Here is a 25,147-nt window from a genome sequence, read left to right on the forward strand (position 1 = left end):
CCATGTGGAACCTCAAGGCACCGTTTTTGGCGGTGACGACGCGGCGTTCGCCCCGAATCGAGCTGGCGCTGCTGGCGGCCCTGGGCCTCTCGTGCCTCTCGGGCCCCAGGCCCCCCGTCGTGGCGCCGCAGCGCACGCTGGGCCTCGGCGCAGCGGACAAGGGCACCAAGGTCGACGGGCCCTTCCGGGTCGCTCACGCCTCTCCCGAGGGGGAGACCGAGGAGCCGTCCGAGGTGAACATCCTCTTCAGCCGCCCCATGCGCCCCCTCGAGCTGGCCGGCACCGAGAGCGCTCCGCCAGCGACCCTCGTGGCCGTCGAGGGCCGCTCGCCGCGAGGCGAGTGGAAGTGGCTCGGCACCTCGGCCTTGACCTTCGCCCCTTCGGAGCCCCTGGCTCGCGCGACGAAGTACCGCGTCACGGTGCCCGCCGGCACGCGCGCCCTCGACGGCTCGACGCTCGCGGCGGCGCACGTCGTCGAGTTCTCGACGCCGCGTCCGCACATGGTGTCGAGCCAACCGGCGTCGGGCTTTCAACATCTGTTGCCCTCGGCCCCCATCGAGCTCCTCTTCAACCAGCCGGTGGCCTTGGCGACGCTCGAGAAGGAGCTGCGCTTCGAGCTCCCCAACACGAAGCGCGCAGCCATCAAGGTCAAGGCCTCGTACCCGAAGGCCGATGTGCCGACGCGCGTGCAGGTGCTCCCGGCGTCGCCGTTGCCGCTCGACGCCGACGTCACGCTCACCGGCTCCGCCGAGCTTCGCGGCACGGAAGGACCGCTGCCGACGGACCACGCCGTGAGCGTGGCGCTCCGCACCTTTGGCCCCCAGCGCGTCGACGCCGTCGACTGTTACAAGGACACGCCCAACAAGAAGTGTTCGGCCCGCGACGGCTTTCGCGTGGAGCTCAAGAACCGCGTCCGCCTCCGCGACTTCGCGCGCAGCGTCGTCGTGGAGCCCGCGACGCGGCTCGATTGGGGCGCACGCCTGCGGAGCGGCGACGACCGAGACCTCACCTCGAGCGTGCACCTGCCGGCGCGCCTCGGGCCAGCCCGCTCGTACCGCGTCACGGTGAAGGCCGGGCTCAAAGACGAGTTCGGGCAGGCGCTCGCGAGCGATCAATCGTTCACGATGGAGACCGACGACGAGTGGCCCGAGGTCGAGGTTGGCCTCGCGGGGACGGTCTTCGACGCGCCGAAGAAGGCGCCGCCGGCGATCCCCATCGCCAGCGTCAACGTGAAGGAGATCGAGCTGGCCGCGGTCGCGTTCGACGAAGCGAGCTACGCGAAGTGGGTGGCGACGAGGCGGCGGCGCGGGAGCCAAGGCTACCCCTCGCTCCTCGGAACCGGCGCCAAGCAAACCAGCGTCGCCCCCGGCGCGGCGCCGAACGCGCGCCACGTCTTCGCGCTCGATTTGGCCAAGACGCTCGGCCGCTCCACGGACCGCGGCCTCTTCGCCTTCGGCCTCCGGGCGAAAGGCGGCCGCAACCGAAACAACATCGAACGCATCCACACGCTCGCCAGCACCGACCTCGGCATCAGCGCCAAGATGAGCCGCTTCGGAAGCCTCGTTTGGGTGACGAGCCTCACGACCGGCAAGCCCATCGCGGGCGCGACGGTCACGGTCCGCCGCGCCTCCGGCGACGAGGCCTTCGCCGGGGCCACCGACAAGGACGGACTCGTCGCGATCCCCGCCGAGCGCTTTGATCCAGCGCCGCCGCGGCACCGGGCCGACGACGACGAGCCGCTGCTCTTCGCACGCCTCGGAGACGATCTCGCCGTGCGCCACGTGCGCGACATGCTCTCGCCATGGCAATACGCGAGCCACACCGATCCATCGGGGAGGCTCGATCCGATGGGCTTCGTGTTCGCCGATCGCGGCGTCTACCGGCCCGGCGAGACCATCCGCACCAAGGGTCTCTTCCGCCTCCAGACCCCCCGCGGAACCTCGACGCCGAAGGGGAGGGGCGTCGACGTTCGCGCCTTCTCGGCGCAAGGCGACGAGGTCTGGAAGAGCACGTCGCAGCTCGGTGAGTTCGGCGAGTTCGCCGTCGACGTGCCGATCCCGCCGACGGCTCGCCTCGGGAGCTTCGAGGTCCGCGCTGAGCTCTCGCGCGGCCCTTCCGACAAGGGCGACGACGGCGCCGGCGTCGCGACGGTGAGCGTCGAGCTCGCCGCGTACAAGGCCAGCGAGTTCAAGGTCGCCGTGGAGCCGGAGCGCCCCAGCTTCATCCGCGGCGACAAGGCCGGGTTCGTCGTGCGCGGCGACTACCTGTTCGGTGCGCCCATGAAGGGCGGCAAGGGCCGCCTCGCGATAAGGCGCGGGCCCGGCTACTTCTCGCTCCCGCTGGGCGAAGAAGCCGAACCGGAGACCTTCTCGTGGACCGACGACACGTTCCTCCGCGATCAACCGAACACGACCTCGCACGCCGAGCAGATTCACTCGAGCGAAGGCGAGCTCGGCGCGAAGGGTGAACACGCAGCGTCGGTGCCGCTCACCCTCGTGGGGCAGCGCGGCACCGAGACCTTGAGCATCGAAGGCGAGGTGCAGGACTTGACGCGCCAGTCGGTGGCCGCGGAGGCGAGCGCGCTCGTCCACCCCGCCGAGTTCTACGTGGCCCTCAAGCGGCCCAAAGACGCGTTCGTCGATGAAGGCGCCCGCGTCGAGCCGTCGGTCCTCGCCATCGAGCCCACCGGCAAGCGGCGCGCCGGCGTCAAGGTGACGCTCGAGCTCTTGCGGCGGACCTGGCAGACGGCGCTCCGCGGCTCCGGCGAAGCGGCCGTGACCCACGAGACGCGCGTCGTCGACGAGCCCGTGGAGAGCTGCACCGTCGTGACCAAAGCCGATGCGCCCGCGGCTTGCCCGCTGACTTCGAAGGCCGCCGGCTACCACGTCATCCACGCCACGACGCGTGACGGACGAGGCAACGCCGCGAGCGCGAGCCAGTCGCTCTATGTCCTCAGCCGCGGCGACGGCAAGGACAACGGCGCGCCTTGGCGGATGACCGATGGCTCCCAGCTCGAGCTCGTCTCGGACAAGGCGAGCTACGACGTCGGCGACGTCGCGACGATCCTGGTCAAAAACCCGTACCCGGAGGCGGAAGCGCTCGTCACACTCGAGCGCGCCGGCATCACGAAGACCGAGCGCCGGACGCTGCGCGGCCCCACGCCGACGGTCAAGGTGCCGGTCACCGCCGAGATGTACCCCAACGTCTTCGTGGGCGTGCACCTGGTGCGGGGCCGCACGAAGGATCGACCGCTCAAAGGCGCCGACGTCGGCGCGCCGGCCTTCCGACTCGGTTACGCCACGCTCGCGATTCGGCCCGACGACCGCCGCCTCAAGGTGCAGCTCACCCCGTCGCAGAAGGAGTTGCGCCCGGGCCAGGAGATCGAGGTCGACGTGAGCGTGACCAACCGCCGCGGCGAGCCGGTGCGCGCCAACGCCACGGTCTACGCCGTCGATGAAGGCGTGTTGATGCTCACCGGCTACAAGACGCCCGATCCCTTGCCGACCTTCGGAGCGCAGCGCCCGCTGGCGGTCTTCTCGCTCGAGAACCGCGACGACTTGGCTCGCATCTTTCGCCTGTCGCCGGCGCGCCCTGGCGAGGACAAGGGCGCCGACGGGGGCGGCGGCGGCGAGGGCATGCGCGCCGACTTCCGCTCCACGGCGTTCTTCGAGCCCTCGCTCCTGGTCGACAAGGGACGCGCGAAGGTGCGCTTCAAGTTGCCCGACGCGCTCACGACGTACCGCATCATGGCCGTCGTCGCCGACCCCGGCGATCGCTTCGGCTTCGGCGACACGCAAGTCATCACGAGCCGAAGGCTCATGCTCCGGCCCGCCCTCCCGCGATTCTTCCGCACCGGCGACGTCGTCGAGGCGGGCGTCATCGTCACGACCAAGGGCTTGGGCAAGACGGTGGCGGATGTTTCGCTGGAGGCTTCCGGCATCGACGTGGAGGGCGACCTCAAGCAACGCGTCTCGCTCGAAGCGTCGGGCCAAGCGGAGGTGAAGTTCCGCTTCAAGCCGTCCTCTGCTGGGACGGCGACATTGAACTTTCGCGCAAGCGCGGAGCGCGAGAGCGACGCGCTCCGGCTTACGAAGACCGTCAGCGTTCCGACCACCATGGAAGCCGTCGCGCTGGCCGGCGTCACCGACACGGCGAGCGCCGAGCAGCTCGGCGACCTCCGGTCCATCCGGCCCGACGTGGGCGGCCTCGAGGTCCCGCTCTCATCGAGCGCGCTCGTGGGCCTCGACGGCGCCGTCAAACAAGTCCTCGAATACCCGTACGGCTGCACCGAGCAGCTCACGAGTCGCCTCGTGCCGTACGTCCTCGCCGCCGACCTCTTGCCCTTCGTCGGCGCACCGGCGCCGAAAGACGCGCCCCGGACCATCGCCGACACCATCGGCCGAATCCTCAAGTCGCAGAAACCCGACGGCACCTTCGGGTACTGGACCGACTCGGGCTCCGGCGATGCGTGGCTCACGGCCTACGTAACGTGGGCCCTCACCGACGCAAAGAAGCGGGGCCACGCCGTGCCGAGCGACGCCCTCGACGCCGCGCTCCAGGCGTTGCACACGCTGTCGCGGGAGCGCAAGAGCAAGCTCGGCCTGGCCCAGAGCGCGTTCATCGCCGACGTCCTCGCCGTCAGCCAACGGCCCGACGGCGGGCTCATGACCGAGCTCTACGGCGAGCGACAGAAGATGCCGCTCTTCGCCCGCGCCCTGCTCGCGCACGCGTACGCCATCGCGCCGAAAGACGGTCCGCAGAGCGGCGTGCCGCGCGCGGAGATCATGAAGGAGCTCTTCCGCGATCTCGACAACCACATCCGAATCACGCCCGCTGGCGCCGTCGTCGCGACCAACGTGGGCGGCGAATACGCGCCGCTGCTCGACTCGGACGCGCGCACCACGGCGCTGGTGCTCCGCGCCCTCGTCACGGCCGAGCCGAACCACCCCTCGGCGGGCGCCTCGCGCGCGGCCTCGTCGGTCTCCGCGAGGGGGCGGCGTTCCGGTCCACGCAGGAGGGGCGAGCTTCGCGCTCGTGGCGCTCGACACCTACCGAAAGGCGCAGGAAGGGGCGCCCATCGACTTCGACGCCCGCGTGTTCCTCGGCGAGACGCTCCTTCACGAGAACCACTTCGAGAGCGCCACGGCGGTCGTGGCCAACGTCCCCGCGCGCTCGCTCATGGCGGGCCCCGGGACGGCCTTGACGTTCCAAGCGCTCGGCAGCGGGCGACTCTTTTACGAGGCGCGCCTCCGCTACGCGCGCACCGATCTGCCACGCGACTCGCTCGACCGCGGCCTCTTCGTGAAGAAGACGATGCGCGCCGTCAAGCCGGACCAGATCGAAGCGGCGCTCCTCACGGCGGCGCCGTCGTCCGCGACGAGCGTCAACGCCGGCGATCTCGTGCTCGTGGACCTCTACCTCGTCACGGCCACGCCACGCACTCAGGTCGTCCTCGACGATCCGCTGCCGGGCGGCCTCGAGGCCATCGACACGCGGCTTCGCACCTCGTCGCGAGCGGCGGCGCTCGTCTCCAGCGGACCAAGCCGAGATGGCGACGATCAGGACGAGGAGGACGAGCGCGCCAACGGCCGCGGCGAGCTGACGGCGCCGTTCCACCGCGAGGTTCACGATGACAAGGTGCTCACGTTCGTGGAGGACATGGCGGCGGGCATCTACCACTACCGGTACCTGGCCCGGGCCACCTCGCGGGGGCGCTTTCGTGGTGCCCGCTACGCGTGCGGAGTGCATGTACGAGCCCGAGGTCTTCGGCCGCACGGCGGGGCAGGTGTTCGAGGTCCGATGAGCCGCGTCGGACTCGAGACCCTCGCCGCACGCTTCCCACGAGCGTGGCGCGCCGCGCGGCGGGCGCTCCTCGCGCTCAGCCTGGCGGCGGCCGCGCTCTCGTTCGCGGCCGCCATGACGCCGCTGCCGGAGGAGCTCCGTGAGCCCGCCGGCGACGCGCCGAACCGACGCTCCTTGCGCGTCCTCGACCGCAACGGCCGCCTGCTCCGAGAGGTCCGCGCCGACGATCACACGCGCGCCATGCCGCTGCGCGAGGGCGACCTCGGCGCCACCGCCGCGCTGGCGCTCATCGCCGCCGAGGATCGGCGCTTCTACGGTCACGCGGGCGTGGATCCCGCGTCGGTGATGCGCGCCGCGGCGATGAGCGTGTGGCGCGGGCGCATCGTCTCGGGGGCCTCGACCTTGACCATGCAGCTCGCGCGGCTCGTCCGGCCCCATCGGCGAAACGTCGTCGGAAAGGCCGGCGAGGTGCTGCTCGCGCTGAAGCTCGACGCGTGGCTCAGCAAGGACCGGATTGTCACCGAATACGCGAACCGCGCCCCCTTTGGCCCCGACGTGCGAGGCCTCGGGGCCGCGGCGCGGCACCACTTCGACAAAGAGCCGCGGGCGCTGACGGCCGGCGAGGCGGCCATGTTGGCGGCGCTGCCGCGCGGCCCGGCGTATTACGATCCGGCGCGCCACATGCCGCGACTCGCCGCGCGGCGCCTCGTGGTGCTGGAGCGCATGCGCGCCTTCGGGCTTGTCTCGGAGAACGAGCACACGCTGGCCGCCGCTGAGCCGACGCGACCTCTCGGGCGTGGCGTCGCCCCGGCGGCCATCCACTTTGTCTCCGCGGTGCTGAGGGGCTCCCTCGATGACGGGCGCGTTCCCCCCGGCAGTATCGGGACGACGGGAACCGTCCTCACCACGCTCGACGCCTCGCTGCAACTCGAGGTGGAGCAAGCGGTCCGCGCCAACCTGCGCCACGTGGCCGCGAAAGGTGTCACGGCGGCGGCCGCCCTTGTCATTGACAACGAGCGCGGCGAGATCCTCGCCTACGTAGGCTCACCCGACGCTTTCAATGAGCGCGCCTTGGGCGGCAACGACGGCGTCCGCGCCCGGCGTCAAGCCGGCTCGACGCTCAAGCCGTTCCTCTACGGCCTCGCGCTTGACCGCGGCGAAATCGACGCGGCGTCGCTCCTCGCAGACGTGCCGCTCACGGTGCCCATCGGCGCCGGCGCCTTCGTGCCGCACAACTACGACGGGAAGTTCCGCGGTCCGGTGCGCGCCCGCGTCGCCCTCGCGAGCTCGCTCAACGTGCCCGCCGTTTCGCTCATCACGCGCGTGGGCGTCGGCGCGTTTCTAACCGAGCTCCGCAGCGCGGGCTTCTCGCTACCGGAGAGCCCCGAGCACTACGGGGAGGCGCTCGCCCTCGGTGACGGCGACGTCACGCTCCTCGAGCTGGCGCGCGCGTACGCGGCGCTCGCACGCGGCGGGCGCACGCTGCGGCTGCACGGCCTCGCGAGCGAGCGCGCCCCGACGAACTCGGCGCCGCCGGCCGCCGAGGCTGACGACGGCGCGCGCGTGCTCTCTCCTGCGAGCGCGTGGCTCGTCTCCGACATGCTGGCCGATCGCGAGGCGCGCATGCCGGCCTTCGGCGAGCGCAACGTGCTCGAGCTGCCGTTCCGCGCGGCCGTCAAGACCGGCACATCGAAGGGGTTCCGCGACAACTGGGCCGTGGGCTTTACGGCGCGCGTCACGGCGGCCGTGTGGGCCGGAAACTTCGATGGCACAAGCATGCACGACGTGAGCGGCATCGCCGGGGCTGGACCGATCCTGAGAGACACGCTCACCGCCGCACACGCTCGACTTCCCAGCAACGACGCCGACGTCGCTGCGCCGGACGGGCTGATTCAAGCACACGTGTGCGCGCTCTCGGGCAAGGCCAAAACGCCCGAGTGTCCTCACGCCGTTCGCGAGTGGTTGCCCAAGGATCACGAGCGCACGTCGTGCACAATGCACACAACGGCGCTCGTCGAGACCAAGACCGGGCGCCTCGCCACCAGCGCCTGCGATGCTCGGAGCGTGGAGCGGCGCGTCTTCGAGGACTACCCCGCCGAGTTCCTCGACTGGGCGCGGGGAGCGAAGCGGCCCCTCATGCCGGAGCACGCCGCGCCGTGCGGCGCCTTACGCGACCACGCGACCAGCAGGGAAGCGGCCGTCCGCATCGAGCACCCGGCCCGCGACGCACACTACTACCTCGCGCCGGACCGCCCATCCACCATCGCCGTGCGTGTCGTCGCCGAGCCTCGCGCCCAAGTGGTGCTCCTCGTCGATGGTCGCGAGGTCGCCGCCGCGAAGGCCGGCGAGCCGCTCCCGTGGGTACCGTCGCCGGGTCGTCACACGCTGATCGCCGAGGCCCGTGGCGGTCGAAGCGAGCCGGTCGAGGTCGTGGTCGACTGAGACACGCTCGCGCTGCGGGAGCCGCGCGTGGGCCCTTGCGGTCGAGACCTACTTGCTGAGGCCCATCCGCTTGCGCGCCTCCGCGTAGGCGTCCGACATGGAGAAGACCAAGAGCTCGCGCGCCTCCGCCGTGCGCGAGAGCCAGCTCGCGCGCGCATCGCCGGTGGGTGCCCCGGCAGGCATCCCCGCCGACCAAGCCATCGCGTCGAGCGCGCCGTTCGGATCACCGACCGCGAGCAGGGCGACGCGATTGCCCCATGCCAGCAGCGCCGCGCCCACAGCTTGCGGCTGACCGAAGATGCCGCCGGCCGCTTCGAGCGCCAAGAGACCGATGTCGGGCGACGCGCCTCGCTGCAGGGCGCCTTGCAGGCGCTTGACGCCCTCGTTGATGGGGCCCGCGGGCAGACCCGGCGGCTCCCACGAGGGGTTGAACACCTTGAAGAACGCCCCGAGCGCGACGGCCGCATCCTTCGGCGGGATTCGGACGAGCGCGCCAGCGCGCGCCGCGACGAGCTTGAGAGCCCGCACCATCAAGAACGCACGCGCGGTCTTCTGCGGTGCCTTGAGCAACGCTTCGCCGACGACGAGCGTCGGCGGCAAGGTCGCCACCGGCACGCACATCATGCCGATCTGCGGCGAGACATGGATCTGAACGCCGGAGATGCCCATCGCGGCGGCCAAGGCTTGGACCTCGCCGCCGAAGGGATGGTTGAACGTCAGCGGCGTGGCGCGGAGTCCCTTCAGGTCGACGGGCGCGAGCACGTCGAGCGAATCGCCGGTGCGCGTCAGGAGCGCGCGGAGCGCCGACGAGACCAGCTCGGGCGCGAGCAGGTCATCGAGGGCCGCGTCGCCCGCGCGCGCGCCGGCGCCGGGCAGGGAGGTCTCGCGCCCCTCGATGGCCGCGAGCGACGCGCCCACGAGGGCCGCGGCGTCATGGTGTCCGCGAAGCTCATAGACCGTCGTCATGATGGCGAACGCCTCGGGCGCGAAGCGACCGGCGCCGAGCGCGCGCCTCACGTCACCGGCGGTGCGGTCGAGCAGGATGTGCACCGCCGGCAGCTGCCGATGCCTCGTGTAGAAGTCGGCGAGCGCGCGGAGCAGCGTCACGTCCTGTGGCAGCTCACGCCGGGCCGCCTCGAGGGCCTGCTCGGCCTTGCGCAAGTCGCGAGCGACCGTCTCGAGGACGCGCGCGAGCTGGATGCTGCGATCGCGCTTGTCGGCAGGTGTGGTGGCGCGTTGAACGAGCTCGTTCTGCATCTCGAGGGCGCGCGCGGAGTCGTTCTGCTTCGCGTAGATCCCGACGAGGCGCTCCATCGTCGGCTCGTCGTCGGGCGCGCGCTTCAGCACCTCGCGGAAGGCCAACTCAGCGCGGCCCATGTTGCCTAGGTTGTCCGCGTACAAGGCGCCGAGGCGCGAGTAGACCGCGCGCTGCTCCTCGGGCGCCGACACGAGGCGCGTCAGTCGAACGAGCGCCTGTTCGGCGGCGGCGTGATCGCCGCTGGCGGCGCAGAGTTCGGCGAGCGCGTCCAAGGCGCCCGCGTGATCGGCGTGGATCGCCAGCGCCGCCTCGAGAGCGGCGCGCGCGCGCTTCGGCTCGCCCACCTCGGCAAGGATTCGACCGCGCTCGACCTCGAGATCGAGGCGCTCGTTCTCGTCGGAGGCCATGGCCGAGCGTCGCTCAAGGAGATCGGCGAGCTCCGCCTTCGCCCCCGACTTGCCGTAGAGGGCGGCGAGGCGCGTGAAGACGTCGGCGTGAGCGAGGTCGACCTTGGCGACCTGCTCGAGCGCGTGACGCGCCCGGTCGGGGTTCCGCAGCTCGTCGCTCCAAAGGACCGCGGCGCGATGCCAAGCGGCCAGCTGATGCGCCGGCACGCCGCTCGTGCGCGCGACCGACTCCAGCGCCTCGGCGGTGCCCGGGAGGTCGCGCGCGAGCTGCCGCGCCTCCGCCAGCTTCTCCCAAACGGCGACAGCCCCTGGTTCGGCGCGGGCCGCTTCCTCGTAAGCCGCACGAGCCAGCTCGAGGCGCTCCATGCGAAGCGCCGCGTCGCCACGCCGCGAATGAAGCGCCGCGAGGTCGAAGGAGCGTTGCGTGCGCAAGGCCAGCTCCGACGACGAGTCGTAGTCGGCCTGGTGATCGCCAGCGATGCGCGCGCGCGCGTTCCAGACGCGGAGCGCCCAGAGCGGTGGCACCTCATGTTTGCGCGCGAGATCGGCCAACTCGCCGATGCTCCCGTAGTCGCCTGCGCGCGTGCGAAGCCAGGTTCCGAGGGCAGCGTGGGCCACGCCCTCACCCCCGAGATCGCCGGTGAGGCGAGCGGCCAACGCGGCGGCGATCGGCTCCAGCTCGTCCTCGCGCCCCTCGCCGATGAGCGAGTGCTCAAGCATGCGAAGGCTCGGCAAATAGGTTGGATCCTCTTCGAGCACAGAGCGATGCCAAAGAAGGGCGCCAGAGCGGTCGCCCTTCGAGAGGTCCACCGCGGCGAGCCGCTCGTAGGCTTCGCGCCGGTCGATAGCGTCGGAGCCGGCCTTGGCGGCGGTCATCAGCTCCTCGCTGAGACGTTCGACGGCGCCGGCGGCGAGCTCGGCTTCTTCAAGCAGCAGCGACTCCAGGTGGCCCGAGCTTGCCTCCGCCAAGGCGCGTGCGGCGCGCAACATGCCCGTCGTGTCGCCGGCGCTGGCGTACGCGCGAATGGCCTCAAGGAGCCAGACGGCCTTCGCGTGCGTCTTCGCCTGCGCCGCCTGGGCCTCACGCCAAGCGCCACGCTCCTCTGGCGAGGCCATCGTGAGGCGCTCGAAGAGTTCGCGGAGGGCGATGTCGTTGGGGCGCGCTCGATGCGCGTCGATGAGGAGCTGGCCCGCGCGCTCCGGCTCGGTGTCCGCGATGAGGAGGGCTTCGCGGACGCCGTCGAGCGCGATCTCCATCGGGTCTTTGCTCTTGCCTTGCCTCGCACGAATCGCCTCGACGACCTTCTCGAGCTCGCCGCGGCGTCGCGCGGCGCGCTCAAGCGCGAGTGACGCGACGGTAAACTCGGGGTCCGCCTCGAGCGCGCGACCAAGGGCCGCGACGCCGTCGTCAGTGGCGCCGAGCCGCGCGAAGAGCTCCACGCTGGTGATGGCCGACGACGTCGTCGCGCCGAGGGCGGCCGCGCGCGCCTTGAGACGCGCGGCTTCGTCGTGCGCAGGATCGAGCGACGCGAGCGCGCGAATCGCCAGCAGCGATGACGGGTCCTCCTCCGCAAGGCGCCGGAACGCGTCACGCGCGCTCTCAACGTCTCCGCCGCGCTCCGCCACGAAGGCCGCAGCGAGCGCCGTCGCCGCCACCGGAGCGTCGCCGCCCCAGGCTCCTACGGCCTCGGCCACCGGCGCGAAGCGGCTCGCCTCGCGCGCGCCGTCAACGACCAGCGCGCGCATCTCGAGCGGCATCGCGTCGGCGAGCGACGCCACGGCCGCGGAAAGGGCATGTGCGGCGCCATCGGCAGCCAAGAGACGCCCCAGGTGCATCTCTTTGCGCGCCGTCTCCTGGCCGGCAACGTGACCGTCGAGGGGGGTCTTCACTCCAGCGGCCGCGGCCGCGAGCGGCTGCGTGCTCTGCGTCGCCGCGACGACGCTGTTCGTCATGCGAACTTCGTCGGGCCTCGCGCCGGCCAACATTTGCAGCACGAGCAACTCGGGCGCGATGAACGCGTCGCCGCCTGCCTCGAGCAGGTTCGCGAGGCCCACGGAATCGCCGGCCTCGAGGCATCGCGCCGCGCGCCACCGCGTGACCTCCGGGCCCGCGAGCTTCGCCACAGCGGCCGCCGAACGCTTCGCCCCGTCCGGCAAGAGCGCGAGCATGGCGGCTTCCAACCACATCGCGCCAGCGCCCAGGCCGTCGTCGCTGGTGAGCTCGGCGACGGCTTGCGCTGCCTTCGCGAAGTCACCCTTGGCGAGCGACGCGCGCGCGTTGCGTAGCGGATCATTGGCAGCGGGCTCGATCGCCGCACCGCGCACCTCGACGCCGCGGAGGCGAAGCGCCGCGGAGGCCGCGCGCGAGAACGGAGAGAGGTCTTCCGCGTCGGGGATCCGGAGCGCGATGCTGCTCGTCTCGCCTCGCGCCAACGCCATCGCGGCCCGCGACAAGATGAGCCGCGAGTCCTGCGCGCCGACGCGCGCCGCTTGCTCGTACCGCTTGCGTGCCCCTTCGTCGTCGCCGCCCACTCGCAGCACATCGGCGGCGAGCAGCGCATCATGCATCTTCGCGCTTACAACCGGCGTGGCCCGCAGCGAGTGGTCCACCGCGTCGAGGAACTGAGCGCCGTCGCTGGTGCCCACGAGACCCCGCAACTGGCGGTGTGTCATCGCCATCTGCGGCACCGCGTCCCGGGCTTCTCGGGCGAGATGGATCGCGCGCTCGCGCTCGCCCGTCATGGCGACCATTTCGCTCACGACGAGCAACTGCCGGGCGCGCGCGCTCTTGTCTTCAAGCTTGCGCGCTTCATCTTCGAGCCATGCGGCGCGGCCGAGGAAAGCCTCGCGCACCGGCCCCACGAGCCACTGCGCCACCGGTACATCGGCGCCCCACTCGCTCGCGAGCGGCTCGTCGAACGCCCGCGGGAGCGCGCCGACCTCGAGCTCGGAGCTTGAAACCTCGAGGACCGCGTCGCTCTCCTTGCGCTCCTTCGCCGGCGCCTCCTCGGCAGCAGGCGACGACGGCGCCGGCACCGGCGGCTTCGCCGAAGGCAGCGGCATGCCGCCGAGACCAAAGGGCGTCGCCGTACGAAGGCCCGTCACCGACTCGGGCGCGGGGTCGCTCGGCGGAGCAGGCCTGCGCGACGGTTCGACCCGGTCTTGCGGCCGCGCAGCCGCCGGCGCGGGAACGGGCATCTCCGCGGGCGTCGGGAGCCGCGTGTGGGTCACCTCTTCATCGTCGGGCAAGGAGCCGCCGCTCGGCGCTGCAGCACGCACCGCGGTGACAGACTCCTTGAGCGCCGGGTCGCTCGCGCGGCGGGCCTTAGGCCCGGCGGCGCGCTCGGCGACGCCGTCCGCCGCGGCATTTGGCGAAGGGGAGGCGGGTGCGGGCTCAGAAGCTGCGCTGGCGTCCGGCGGCGCAACCGCAGCCGCCGTCGTGCTGGCCGTCGCGAACATCGCGTTCAGCTCGGCGGTGGGCAAGGCGCGCACGGCCGTGGGCTCCTCTTCGTCGGCGGCCCAGCTTGACTTCGGCGGCCTCGGCCGGTCGCTCGCGACCGCAACCGCGACCTCTTGGGTCGGCGCGGGCGCAGCGGCCGGCGGCGGCGCGGGCGACAGATCCGCGGCAGGCGGCGGAACCGCAGCCGGCTCAAAGAGCGCCTCCACGACAGCGGGGGTCGGCGCCGCTGCGGCGGCGGGCAGCGGAGGGCGCGGCTTCGGTGCCGCCGGCGCCGGCCTCGGTGGGACCGACGCCACGGGCCGTGGGGCCGCAGGCGGCGCGGGCGGCGCAGGCCGCGGTGGCGCGGGCGTCACGTCGAGGATCTCGGCGACCGAGTCGTCGGGGAAGCCATCAAGCAAGGCGTCGAGCTCGGCGTCGGAGGGCTCGGCCCCGAGCAGCGCTCCTAAGGTCGACGTGCCGGGCACCTTCGAAGGGCGCGCGTCGAGGCGCATGCTCTCCGCCGGAGGGTTCTTCGTTGAGATGCGGGGCTGGGAAATGGGCTCTTCGGCTGGCGCGAGAGGCGAAGGCGTGGGCGCCGCAGACGCCACGGCAGGCGGGGAGGCGGCCGCAACGACGGTGGGCTCCGCGGCTGGAGCGGGAGCGGGTTCAGGCTCGGCTGGCGCCGTCGGTGCCTCGCGCGAGGCGAGCGGCTCGGCGTCTGCGGGTGGCAGCGGCAATTCGTTCGACGATGCGAACGTGGGCGCATCGTCGAGATCGGCGGCCGAGCCGGGCGCAAGCTCCACGGGAAGCGCGACCGGCGGAGGCTGGGGGAGTGGCACGACCGCAAGCGCCGGCTCTGCTGCCGGCGCGCTGGCGACGGCAGCATTGGACGCGACGGGGGCCAGTTGCGAGTTTGCCTCGGCGACCGGCGCCACCACGGCCGCGGGAACGTCCGGTGACGCGTCGGACTGCACGCCCTCGACGTGCTCGTCGGCCGTCGGCAAGACGGCAGCAGGCGCGACCTGGGGCTCAACGGGCACGGCAAGCGCCGCCGTGTCGGCCGGCGGCTCTTCGTGAGGATTCCACTCGACCGTTCGCGCGGAGTTGGGGCCGGCAACCTCGAGCTGCATCACCGCGGTCCGCGAGGCCGGCTCGGGCTCGTCGCTCGCCCCGTCTTCAAAGGGGGCCGGCGCCGGTTCGGGGACCGACTCCGCCGGCTTCGCGGCGCGAAGGGACGACGAAGACCGGTACAGCGTGCGCGTCGAGGGCTCTTCTTCGGGGGCCGGCGGCGGTACGGGATACCGCGGCGGCGGCCCCGGCATCGGCATGTCGCGGGGCGCGAGATCGGGCAAGAGCGCCGGATCAATGGCGGGAATGGAGGGGGCGCGGGGCGCGCGCGAAGGCGCACCGCTGCGCTTCCGCTCAGCAGGCTCGGGTGCGAAGGTCGTGTGCGCCCAATCGGCGAGCGCCTGCGTCCAATCGAACTCGTCTTCCGGCTTCTTCTCGCTCATCCCCTCTTCTCGATCATCCTACGGCCCATCGTTCTTTCGGACGCCCCACGCACTACACGCCCTCAAGCCCGAGCGCTCGCCGCAACTCGACGTAGGTCGGCGAGAGCGCGAATCGCAAGAGCTCGGTCGCGCGCTCATCGGCGCGCAACGAGCCCTGCACCTTCTCGAGGGCGCCCTCAAGGAGCTCGCTGAGCACGAACCCCAAGTCGCCCGACGCGACCGACGCCGCGCGCGCCTGCGAGGCGAGCGCTCGCCGGCGGTATTCGCGGGCATCGGCGCCGCTGCCGGCGATCTCCATGCACAAATCGTGAACCGCCTTCTTCACCTTGCGCGGGATCGCCTTGCCGACGGCCTTCTCGACCTCGGCCAGCACCGCGTAGTGCGGTGCTTCGATGGCGACATCGACAAGCCGACACGTCGCCACGACGATGGCGGCGACGGTGGTCTCGTCGCGGAGGCGCAAGATCGAGGTCCCTCGCGCGAGGCCCAAGAGCTCTCGCGCCACCCGAGCGGACGCGCGCGAGTCGAAGGGCGAGGGCACCTCGGGGCCGATGACGAGCGCCGGCACCTCGCCGGGGACGCCCTGGACCGCCTGCGGGTCTTTGCCGCCGACGTAGACCTCGAGAGCGCCGATGCCAAAGGCGCCGGCCCACGCGATGATCTCGTTGCGGAGCGCGAGCCCACTCTTCGGGTCCACGCGATCGCGCTTGGTCACGCCGAGGGCCGCCAAGGTCGGCCCCAGCGCCTCGGCGAGCGTTGGCGCGAGGAACGCGAAGAGCGTCGCCAGCGGTCCGTCGTCACCGGGCGCTAGGAGTGCAGAGAATTGGTCGTCGCCGAGGGCGACGGAAGGAACGCCGCTTGACGACCGACGGGCCGAGGAGGAACCGCTGAGCGCGCCCTTGACAGCGGAGGCGACCGCGCCGAGCTCGCGATCGCCCAACGCCGCGGCGACTCGGACGAGCCGATCCGCGTTGGCTGCGTCCACCGGATTGAGGCGCAGCGCCGTCAGGAGCACGTCGCGCGCCCGTGAAAGGTGCACGCGTTTCTCCTGGTCCGGAAGCGCGAGCCCGAGGAGCATGTCGATGGCTTCGCCGTCGTTGGGTGACTCGGCGAGGAGCTGCAAGACCGGCTGCGCCGCCTTCTCGGGAGCCTTCAGGCGGTCGCGGTGAATGGCCATGGCGAGCCGCGCCGCTTCGATGCGCCCGCTCGCCTCCGGCCGCTCACGCATCAACTGCTCAAGGATCGCGATGGCTTCGTTCCACGCTCCCGTGCGCGCCGCAGCGCGCGCGAGGCGCTCGCGAACGGGCATCGTCGAGAGCCCCGAGCGATGGAGGCCGATCAACACCTCGAGGGCGCGGTCGAAGCGATCGAGCTTGTTCTCGAAAAGGTCAACGGCGGCGATGCCTGCCGTCAAGCGACTCTTGGCCGGCGCGTCGGACAGGCCCGCGAGGCGCGCCAGCGTGTCGCCAGCCTGCTCGAACTCGCCGCGCTTGATAAAGATCTCGCCGGTCAGCGCCAGCGCGCCGACGTGCTCTGGCTCGATCATCGTGACGTTCTCGAGCGCCTTCAGGGCCCCGTCGATGTCGCCGCGCTCTCGGAGCACGCGCGCTTGCTCCCAGAAGAGCTTGGATATCTCCATCGGCTCATCGCAGACCTCGAGGCGCCTGCCGATCACCAGCAGGAGTTGGTCGCCGTCGCGCCGATCGCGCAGCCGCCGGAACAGGCGATCGAAGGCCACGGCCCGCCGCGGATCCTTGGCGAAGGACGCCGCAAACGCCGACTCGGCGGCCGTCGCATCGCCGCGCTCCTGCGCCAAGAGACCGGCTTCCTCCAGGAACGCCGCCGAGCGGCTCGCGTCCTTGCACCGACGGCCCAGCTCGAGCGCGGCGCGCGTTCGCGTCGTCATGTCGCCCTGCAACTCGGCCGCCGTTCGGAGCCCCTCCCACGCGGCGAGATCGGCGGCTCGCGCCGACGCGACCTGAGTGAACGCTGCAGCCGCCGCCGCCGCGTCGCCGCTCGCAAGCAAGGACCAACCGGCCATGGCGAGCCCGTCGAGCCGCGCCTCTTCGCCGAGCGTCGCCCCAAGACCCGCGAGGGCGAGGGCGCGGCGACGCGGGTCGCTGCCGGCAGGCGCCAGCTCAAGGTTGGCGAGATGCGTCGCGTCGCTCGCGCCCGCAAGTGGCGGCGCGTCCGGGGCTCGTTCACCGGCCAACGACTCCAGCAACGCCGCGCTGGCGAAGAGAGCCTCCCGCGTCTCTCCACCGAGAGCGTCGCCAATGGCGCGTCGCGCCGTCGCCTCCTCGCCGATGGCCCCTTGCGCCATGGCGGCGGCGACCCATTCGAGGCCGGCGCTGACGAGGCCGCCGGCCGAGAACCACGCGGCCGCGGCATCGGTGGCCTTCGCGGGCTCGGAGCGAACGGCGGCGTATCGCTCCGCGCTGGCGATGGCGCGTGCGCGGTCGCCTTTCGCCGCGAGGACCGCGACGGCGCGCGCGACGAGGTCGGCGTCGGGCGACGCATCGAGCAGCGTGGCCAGCGCCAACGAAACGGCGAGGTCGCCCTCGGGAACTTGGGTGGCGACAGCGCGGCCTAGGCCCGCGCCGTCGCGAGCCTGCAGCGCAACAGCGGCCCGCTCGAGGGCGACGAGGCCGGGACGCTCGCCCATGCCTTCCGCGTCTTCAAGCGCGCGCGTTCGTGCCGAGGGGCTCGCGGCGGCGAGGCCGCGACGCGCCCAAGCGGCCGTCAACGCGCCGACCCCCGGGACGTGTTCGGCGGCGGCGTCGAAGGCCACGAGGGCCGCGTCCCGCGCCTGCGCGTCCCACAGGAGAAAGCCGGCCTCGAGCTCGAGCGCCCCGGCGACCTCACCGTCGCTCGTCTCGGCGGCGGCACGGCGCAGCGTCCCCGCGGCGCGCTCAAGGCGCCCCGCGCTCTGCTGCAAGCCCGCCAGCATCACGGCGACGAGCAAGCGACTCGGATTCTCGTTGAAGAGGGCGTCGAGACGCAGCTCGGCGCCGTCGGGATCACCGGATTTGTGGAGCAGGCGAGCGCAGAGGAGCGTGAGCCCGAGGCGCACGTCGTCGCGCGCTTCGAGGCGCGCGAGCCGGTCGAGCGCCACGGCACGATCGGCGAGCGCCAGCCCCGCGCGCTCCGGCGTCGGGAGGAAGGCGAGCAGCAACGACGCGATCCACGCCCCCGCGTTGTCGGCCGCGTCGCCCGCGTCGCCGGCGAGCGCCACCAGCAACTTCGCGGCCGTTGCGACGTCGCTCGCGAGCAGGCGCCCGCGCACCATCTCGAGGCGACGCTGAACGCGCCCCTCGGCGTCCTCACCGAGGGCGAGAAGCTTCTCCGTCTCCTCCTCGTACCAGCTCGCCGACCCCGAGGCCGCAGCGAGCGACCGCGCAAACTCGTGCACGAGGCGCGGCGCCGCGCCGCGCGACAGCGCCTCGGTGAGGACGACCTTGGCGCGACGTTCGTCGCGGGCTTCCGTGGCCCAGACGAGCGCCGCGAAGAGGAGCGACCGTTGCGCGCCTTCCGGCGTCGGCAACTCGCGCGCGAGGCCCTCGAGCTGCTTCGCAAAGCCAGTCGGTTCGCCGGCCGTCGCGTGGAGGTCGATGGCAAGGCCGCGAGCCGGGACGGAGCCCGGGTCGGCCAGCACCGCTTGAGCCAGCGCCTCTTGCGCCGCGGCGCCATCGCCGAGGCTCGCTGCGTGTTCAGCGATGCGCAGCGCCAGCGCCGCGCGAACGCCGGGCTCGTCTTCGTCCGCGAGCCGACCTTGGGCGAGCCTTGGCGGCGAGCGCCGTGTCGCCGACCTCCTCGGCGAGGCGCGTTCGCGCGTTCGCGAGCGCGGCCCGCGCGAGGTGGTCCTTGCCGAGCTGAGGATGCGCGAGCGTTTCGTCGAGCAGCTTCGCGGCGCGAGCCACGTCGCCTGCTTCACGAGCTCGGTCAGCGCCCTTGAGGGCGCGATGCGCCAAGAAGGCCGCCGTCCGCGCAAAACGCGGAACACCTGCGTCGTCGCCGGCAGCCGGATCGTCGAGCGCTCCGGCAACGAGGCGCGCTTGCTCCTCGATGGCCGCGGCGACGAACAGCATCGCCTTGTCCCGGTCCTCGCCTTCGCACTTGTCGACGAGCAACCGCGCGACCTCTTCGGAGCGACGCGCAGCGACGTATCGAACGGTGCCGCCGAGGTCGCGCGACTCTTCGAGCATCGCAAGGGCGCTGCCTAGGTTGCCTTCTTCGGCCTCGAGGCGCGCCGCATCAACGAGAAGCAGGGCCCGCCAAGGCGCGTCGCCGGGCGCGCGAGCGCGGGAGACGAGCGCGACAAGGCGCGCGGCTCGATCGCCGCCTTTGGCCGCAAAGATCTCGCGCAAGAGGCGCACCGTCGCGATCTCGCTCTCGCCCGCCGGCGCTTCGACGGCACGCGTGAGCGCCGCCGCCGCCTGCGCCACGTCACCCGACGCGTCGATGGCGTGGAGGGCCCGCATCACGAGGGCCCGCACGAGTTGGTCGCCCGTCTCGGCGCCATCGACGAGCGCATCGACGACGCGTCCTAGCTGTTTGAGCGAGCGCCGTCGCTCAAAGAGCCTCACGAGCGCTTCGGCGGCCTCACCACAGTGGGGCTCGGCATCGAGGACCGCCAAGTATTCGCGCACCGAGCCGCTCTCGTCTCGCAGCCGCTCTTCAACCTCGCCCAACTCGAGCAAGAGCCGAGCGCGGCGTGATTCGTCGGGCGCGCCGGCGACCTCGCTGCGAAGACGACTCGTCGCCGCGTTCACGGCGCGGGCGACCTCGGGCCTCACCGATTCCGGCGGCGAAGAGAGCGAGCTTCCGGGGCTCGAAAGGGAATCACTCATGGGCGTCCGGGCGCTGCGGGCGGTAAACCCGACAGTTCAGCCTGCGCGCATCCTACAGTGCCCGTCCTGCGAACGGATCGAGCTTTTGGTCCTCACCGAAGTTGGTCAGGGCGAGTCGCACCCTATGCGCCCATAGGCGCTAGCTGATCAGACCGGCTCGTCGGAGGGCTCGTCAGAGGGCTCGTCAGAGGAGCGTCTTGAGCTTCTCGTTGACCTTCTCTTCGATGGTCCCCTTCATCACACGAAGCATGAGCGGCAGGTCGACCGCCACGTCGACGCTCGTGTCGCTGACCCGCACGAAGCCCTTGGTGCCCTTCGCCGCGCCGCTCGGGGCGTTGAATTCGATCTGATCGCCAACCCACTTCCACGCGAGGCCAAGCTTGGTCTCCATGCTCTTCGCGAGCTCCTCGGCCTTCTTCTTGGCGTCTTCCTTAGAGAGCGTGTGCGCGCGCGAAATTTCGATGGTGGCCATTTTTCTTCTCCGTCAGTCGATTCGTTTGACGATCCAATAGCCGCGCGGCGTATCGACGGGGTCGCTCACAGCGCCTGCCGGCATGGTGAAAAGCACGTATTCGGGCGCCGGCTCAAGGACGCCGCGCGGCACCCGACCGAGATCCTCGATCGACCCCGAGTCGCCGCGCACGACGGCCGCCTTGAAGTCGGTGCGCGCATCGGACGCTAGCTTCTGCGCCAGCTCGAGCGCCTGCGCCTTCGGTCGCGCGCTCGTCGGCGCGCCCTGGGCCCCCGCGTAGGCCACGAGCACGACACCAAAGCGCACCGACCGCGGCGCCTTCTCGGGCAGCGGAGGCACGGGAGTGCCATCAGGCAAGCGTGAACCGGGCACCCCCGACGGGGCGGCGACGGGAGCGCCGGCGTCGAACTCCGACGCGCTCGTCGTGGTGACCGCCGCGTCCGACAGCGCCGCGAGCGCCACCGCGGCGTCGGCCGACCCCAACCCATGCGGCTGCGCAGCCGGGATGGTCTTTGGTCCCGCCCGCCACAAGAAGAAGAGCGTCAGCGCGAGGACGCTCGCGCCGACCAGGATCGAGAAGCGGCGCTCCATCAGCTGCGCGGAGGCTCTGCCGGCACGTCGTCATCAGCCATGGGCTCGGGCGGGCCCCACTCTTCGAGGGGACGCATCGTCGCCGGCGGCGGGTCGCCGTAGAGTTCAAGCTGCGCCGCGAGCCAATTTTCCCGGCCAACAAGCGTCTTGGCTTCTTCCTTCGCTTGGCTCCCCGGTGACGCCTCAGCGGCGAGCTTGGCGAGCGAGGCTTGCACCTCCGAGAGCTCTTTTCGAACCACGACCGGGTCGACGCCCTCGCGCTCCACGTATTCGTCGGTGAGGATCACCATTCGCAAGGGCCCGGCCTCGGCGAAGCCCGCGCCAATGGCGCAGCGCTTCTGGTCTTGGCCCACGCGGTAGGTCACGATGCCGGTGCGCAGCGCGGCGAGAACCGGCAAGTGCCCGGGAAGGACCCCGAACTCGCCGTTGACGCTCGGCGCCGTGACCTCGTCGACGGCAGCCATGAGGGCCCGCCCCTTCGGCGTCACGATCTCGAGTTCGACCCTCGTTGCGTCGGCCATCGTCGTTCTCTTTCTTTCGTAGCTTCTTTCGTAGCTTCTTCGTCACGGGCGCGAGAAGGCGAGGCGCCGATGCCCCGGGAGGGCGACGGCGCCTCGATCGGCTCAGGCCTTGGTGAGCTCAGCGGCCTTGGCTTCCATTTCCTCGATATCGCCAACGAGGAAGAAGGCTTGCTCCGGGTACTTCGCGTCGTCGTCGTAGTGCCCGTCGAGGATCTTCTTGAAGCCTTCGATGGTCTTCTTGACAGGAACGAGTCGTCCGCCCTTGCCGGTGAACTGCGCCGCGACGAAGAAGGGCTGCGAGAGGAATCGCTCGATCTTGCGGGCACGCGACACGATGGCGCGATCGTCTTCGCTGAGCTCGTCCATGCCGAGGATGGCGATGATGTCGAGCAGGTCCTTGTACTTCTGCAGCGTCTGTTGCACGCGACGCGCGACGGCGTAGTGCTCTTCGCCGAGGATGTGCGGGTCGAGCAGCGTCGAGGACGAGTCGAGCGGGTCGACGGCCGGGTAGATGCCCTTCTCGGCGATCTGACGAGAAAGAACCGTCGTTGCGTCGAGGTGGGCGAAGGTTGTCGCCGGCGCCGGGTCGGTCAAGTCGTCGGCGGGCACGTAGACGGCCTGGACGCTCGTGATGGACCCCTTGTTCGTCGAGGTGATGCGCTCTTGGAGCGCGCCCATCTCGGTGCCCAGCGTCGGCTGGTAACCGACGGCGCTCGGGATACGGCCGAGGAGAGCCGAGACCTCCGAGCCGGCCTGGGTGAAGCGGAAGATGTTGTCGACGAACAGGAGCACGTCCTGGCCTTCTTCATCGCGGAAGTATTCGGCGACGGTGAGGGCCGAGAGGGCCACGCGAGCGCGGGCGCCCGGCGGCTCGTTCATCTGGCCGTAGATGAGGGCGGCCTTCGAAATGACCGGGTCGCCGCTCTCGAGCTTCGACTCCTTCATTTCGAGGTAGAGGTCGTTGCCCTCGCGGGTGCGCTCGCCGACGCCGGCGAAACATGAAACGCCGCCGTGGGCTTTCGCGACGTTGTTGATGAGCTCCATGATGAGGACGGTCTTGCCGACGCCGGCGCCGCCGAAGAGGCCGATCTTGCCGCCCTTGCGGTACGGGGCGATGAGGTCGATAACCTTGATGCCGGTCTCGAACATCTCGATCTTCGTGGACTGCTCCTGGAAGGTCGGCGGCGCGCGGTGAATCGGCGCGGTCTTCTTGGCGTGGACCGGACCGCCCTCGTCGACCGGCTCACCGATGACATTCAGGATGCGGCCGAGGCATTCGGGGCCCACGGGCATCGCGATGGGCGCGCCCGTGTCACGCACGTCCATACCGCGGACGAGACCGTCGGTCGTGTCCATGGCGATGGTTCGGACCGTGTTTTCGCCGAGGTGCTGGGCCACTTCAAGCGTGAGGTTGTCCTTGGCGCCCGAGATGCCAGGGTTGGTCAGCTTCAGCGCGTTCAAGATCTTCGGCAGGTTGCCGCCCTCGAACTCAACGTCGACGACCGGTCCAATGACCTGAACGACCTTGCCCTTCGCCGTGCCCGACCCAGTCGCCACCGTGGATTGCGCCATGGAATCCTTGCTCCTTCAGAGAACGTCCGTGCAACGGACCCTCGGCGCGGCGTCTATCATGGCCTGCACCTTCGTTCAATGGGTTACGCGTGCCGTCGCAGGGACCTGCATAGGGGCGACCTTGCGGTGATGCGAGGTCGCCTGGGCGGGGAGCGGTTTTCGCGGGAAAACCAGAAATTCCCTTGCCGATCCCCTGAACTTCTGTATCCCAGAGCGCCCCCCTCTTGATCTCTCCCCAGACCATCGAACTGGTTCGCGAACGCACGGACATCGTCGCGCTCGTCCAGGAGAGCGTTCCGACGCTCAAGCGACGGGGACGCTCTTTTTCCGGCCTTTGCCCCTTTCACAACGAGAAATCGCCAAGCTTCCACGTGAACCCGGAGCGGGGCTTCTTCCACTGCTTTGGGTGCAAAGAGTCGGGCAGCGCCATCGACTTCGTCATGAAGCTCGAAGGCCTCACGTTTCCTGAAGCCGTTCGCGCGCTCGCCGAGCGGGCAGGGGTCGAGGTCGAAGAGGAGCGGAAGGGCGACCGCACGGAGGTTGACCGGCAAAAGCGCCTCAAAGACGACCTCTACGCCGTCAATCAGCTGGCCGCCGTCTACTTCGAGAAGATGCTCAGGGAGCATCCGGATCGGCGCTTTGCGCTGGATGAGCTTGCTCGCCGAGGTCTCAAGCCAAGCTGGGACGCGGCCGTTGGGGCCGAAGCGCCGCTCGTGGCCGACGAGACCAAGGCGACCTTTGGTCCCATCGACGACACGCTCCAGGCCTTCCGCATCGGCTACGCGCCCAGCGGCTGGGACGGCCTCGCCACGTTCCTGAAGCAGCAAGGCATCTCGCCCCTCGTCGGCGAGCAAACGGGGCTCCTCGTGCCGCGGAGCTCGGGCTCGGGTCACTACGACCGCTTCCGCCACCGACTCATGTTCGCCGTGGTTGACCCGCAGGGCCGCGTCGTCGCCTTCAGCGGCCGGGCGCTCGCGCCCACGCCGCAAATGCTCGCCGACAAACCCGACGCGGAAAAGCCGGCAAAATACATCAATTCGCCCGAAAGCCCGGTCTACTCCAAGGGACACGCCCTCTTCGGTTTGTTCCAAGCGCGGCACGCCATCCGGAGCGCCGAGCAGGCCATCGTCGTCGAGGGAAACTTCGACGTGGTGTCGCTTCACGCGAAGGGGTTCACCAACGTCGTGGCGCCGCTTGGCACCGCGTTCACCGTCGACCAGGCCAAGTTGCTCTGTCGCTTTGCGCCCACATGTCTCGTGCTCTTCGACGGCGACGCGGCGGGGCGCAAGGCCATCCGGCACTCGCGAGGACCGCTCCGCGACGCCGGCGTTTCGGCCCGTGTGGCCATCCTGCCGGAAGGCGTCGATCCCGACGATCTCGTGCGAACGCGCGGACCAACGGCGTTGACCGACGTGCTCGCGCGCGCCACCGGCCTCCTCGAGTTCCTCATCGAAGATGCCCTCGAGGCGGGCTTCGGGGAGGCGGACATGCGCGAGAAGGCCGCGCGCGTCGACGCGGTCAAGAAGCTCCTGTCCGAGGAGGACGACCCGCTGGTGCGGAGCCTCGCCAAGGCGCACGCCGACCGCCTCGCGGGCCGCATTGATCTCAAGGTCGCCGATTGGCGCGCGCGCCACGTGTCGGAGGAGCCTTTCCGCGCGCTCGAGCAGGCCATGAAGCTCGCCCTCGCAGAGGAGGCCAAGCACCGGCCCGGACCTCCGGCCGTGGGGCCGGCGAAGGCTCGCATCTCGCCGAAGCCGCCTGGCTCGGCGCAACGGGCCCAAATCATCGGAGCCTTGCTCGAGTACCCGCAGCTCCTCGGCGATCCGGACATGAAGCAAGCCCTCGAGATGCTCCAAGGCCTCTCGGTGCGGACTGCCGCGGCGCTGTCGCAGGCCACGGCGGGCGGTCAGAAGCCGCTCGACGCAGCGGCCTTCGTCGCGGCGATCCCGCCTGAGGTCCAGGCCTTCGTCGTGAAGCGGCTGGCGGCGCCGGAGTTTGAGTCGCTCGAGGCGGCGAAGGGCGAGGCCCTCGGAAACGCCGAGAAGTTGCGCGGCATGCTCGTCGCGGAGGACGCTCGCGAGCTCACGCACGAGACGGCGCGTGCAGCGGGGGACTGGAACGCCGAGGTTCGCTTCGCACGCGAGGCCGCCGAACGCGTTCGAAGTGTGAAGGCTCCGGCCCGAACAGGCCCCCCTGTCGATGGCACAAGTCATGCCGAACGGCCCGATCCGCCGTCTTCAGAGGGGGAAGATTTGTGAAGGGGAAAAAGCTTTGGTTTTGGA

9 protein-coding genes and 5 pseudogenes are annotated in these 25,147 nt (G+C 71.0%); 7 read left to right on the plus strand and 7 right to left on the minus strand.

Going from position 1 to position 25,147, the window contains the following annotated elements:
• The first annotated feature begins 2 nt into the window (after positions 1-2).
• The 6 genes and pseudogenes from IPG50_02405 to pbpC all read left to right on the plus strand — a co-directional run bounded on the left by IPG50_02405 (position 3) and on the right by pbpC (position 8,244).
• Positions 3-488 (plus strand): annotated as a pseudogene (locus IPG50_02405) (Ig-like domain-containing protein).
• A gap of 12 nt (positions 489-500) precedes the next feature.
• Positions 501-1,814: pseudogene (locus IPG50_02410) on the plus strand (hypothetical protein).
• Positions 1,791-2,117, plus strand: a pseudogene (locus tag IPG50_02415) (hypothetical protein). The pseudogenes IPG50_02410 and IPG50_02415 overlap by 24 nt, the downstream one beginning before the upstream one ends.
• A 162-nt stretch (positions 2,118-2,279) precedes the next feature.
• Positions 2,280-3,473 (plus strand): annotated as a pseudogene (locus IPG50_02420) (hypothetical protein).
• Positions 3,474-3,818: 345 nt separating this feature from the next.
• Positions 3,819-4,547 (plus strand): annotated as a pseudogene (locus IPG50_02425) (hypothetical protein).
• A 766-nt stretch (positions 4,548-5,313) separates the two neighbouring features.
• Positions 5,314-8,244, plus strand: a complete 2,931-nt coding sequence (gene pbpC / locus IPG50_02430) for a penicillin-binding protein 1C (GenBank protein ID MBK6691052.1) — start codon at positions 5,314-5,316, stop codon at positions 8,242-8,244.
• Positions 8,245-8,292: 48 nt separating this feature from the next.
• On the opposite strand, the gene IPG50_02435 is transcribed toward pbpC, so the two are convergent.
• The 7 genes from IPG50_02435 to atpD all read right to left on the minus strand — a co-directional run bounded on the left by IPG50_02435 (position 8,293) and on the right by atpD (position 22,865).
• Positions 8,293-14,859 (minus strand): hypothetical protein, encoded by a 6,567-nt coding sequence (locus IPG50_02435; GenBank protein MBK6691053.1) that lies wholly within the window; start codon positions 14,857-14,859, stop codon positions 8,293-8,295.
• Between the two features lie 52 nt (positions 14,860-14,911).
• Positions 14,912-18,514 (minus strand): hypothetical protein, encoded by a 3,603-nt coding sequence (locus IPG50_02440; protein MBK6691054.1) that lies wholly within the window; start codon positions 18,512-18,514, stop codon positions 14,912-14,914.
• A 55-nt stretch (positions 18,515-18,569) separates the two neighbouring features.
• The gene (locus IPG50_02445; GenBank protein ID MBK6691055.1) at positions 18,570-19,709 is read right to left on the minus strand and encodes a hypothetical protein; all 1,140 of its coding nucleotides are present in this window, start codon (positions 19,707-19,709) and stop codon (positions 18,570-18,572) included.
• 184 nt (positions 19,710-19,893) lie between these two features.
• Positions 19,894-20,181 carry a polyhydroxyalkanoic acid system family protein gene (locus IPG50_02450; GenBank protein MBK6691056.1) on the minus strand — a complete coding sequence of 96 codons (288 nt, stop codon included), beginning with the start codon at positions 20,179-20,181 and terminating at the stop codon, positions 19,894-19,896.
• A gap of 12 nt (positions 20,182-20,193) precedes the next feature.
• Positions 20,194-20,772 (minus strand): peptidylprolyl isomerase, encoded by a 579-nt coding sequence (locus tag IPG50_02455; GenBank protein MBK6691057.1) that lies wholly within the window; start codon positions 20,770-20,772, stop codon positions 20,194-20,196.
• The gene (gene atpC, locus IPG50_02460) at positions 20,772-21,293 is read right to left on the minus strand and encodes an ATP synthase F1 subunit epsilon (protein ID MBK6691058.1); all 522 of its coding nucleotides are present in this window, start codon (positions 21,291-21,293) and stop codon (positions 20,772-20,774) included. Before atpC ends, IPG50_02455 begins: the two co-directional genes overlap by 1 nt.
• Before the next feature lie 102 nt (positions 21,294-21,395).
• Entirely contained in the window at positions 21,396-22,865 is a 1,470-nt protein-coding gene (gene atpD, locus IPG50_02465) for a F0F1 ATP synthase subunit beta (protein MBK6691059.1), read from the minus strand.
• Between the two features lie 224 nt (positions 22,866-23,089).
• On the opposite strand from atpD, the gene IPG50_02470 reads away from it, so the two are divergent.
• A complete protein-coding gene (locus IPG50_02470; GenBank protein MBK6691060.1) occupies positions 23,090-25,123 on the plus strand; it encodes a toprim domain-containing protein in 2,034 nt (677 codons plus the stop codon).
• Positions 25,124-25,147 lie beyond the last annotated feature (24 nt).

The organism is Myxococcales bacterium, from assembly GCA_016703425.1.
Taxonomy (GTDB): Bacteria; Myxococcota_A; Polyangia; order Polyangiales; family Polyangiaceae; genus JADJCA01.

Bases quoted from the DNA above. Each gene is read 5' to 3' on its own strand.
- pbpC (MBK6691052.1), top strand. From the start codon at position 5,314: ATGCGCGCCGTCAAGCCGGACCAGATCGAAGCGGCGCTCCTCACGGCG.
- IPG50_02435 (MBK6691053.1), bottom strand. From the start codon at position 14,859: ATGAGCGAGAAGAAGCCGGAAGACGAGTTCGATTGGACGCAGGCGCTC.
- IPG50_02445 (MBK6691055.1), bottom strand. From the start codon at position 19,709: ATGAGTGATTCCCTTTCGAGCCCCGGAAGCTCGCTCTCTTCGCCGCCG.
- IPG50_02450 (MBK6691056.1), bottom strand. From the start codon at position 20,181: ATGGCCACCATCGAAATTTCGCGCGCGCACACGCTCTCTAAGGAAGAC.
- IPG50_02455 (MBK6691057.1), bottom strand. From the start codon at position 20,772: ATGGAGCGCCGCTTCTCGATCCTGGTCGGCGCGAGCGTCCTCGCGCTG.
- atpC (MBK6691058.1), bottom strand. From the start codon at position 21,293: ATGGCCGACGCAACGAGGGTCGAACTCGAGATCGTGACGCCGAAGGGG.
- atpD (MBK6691059.1), bottom strand. From the start codon at position 22,865: ATGGCGCAATCCACGGTGGCGACTGGGTCGGGCACGGCGAAGGGCAAG.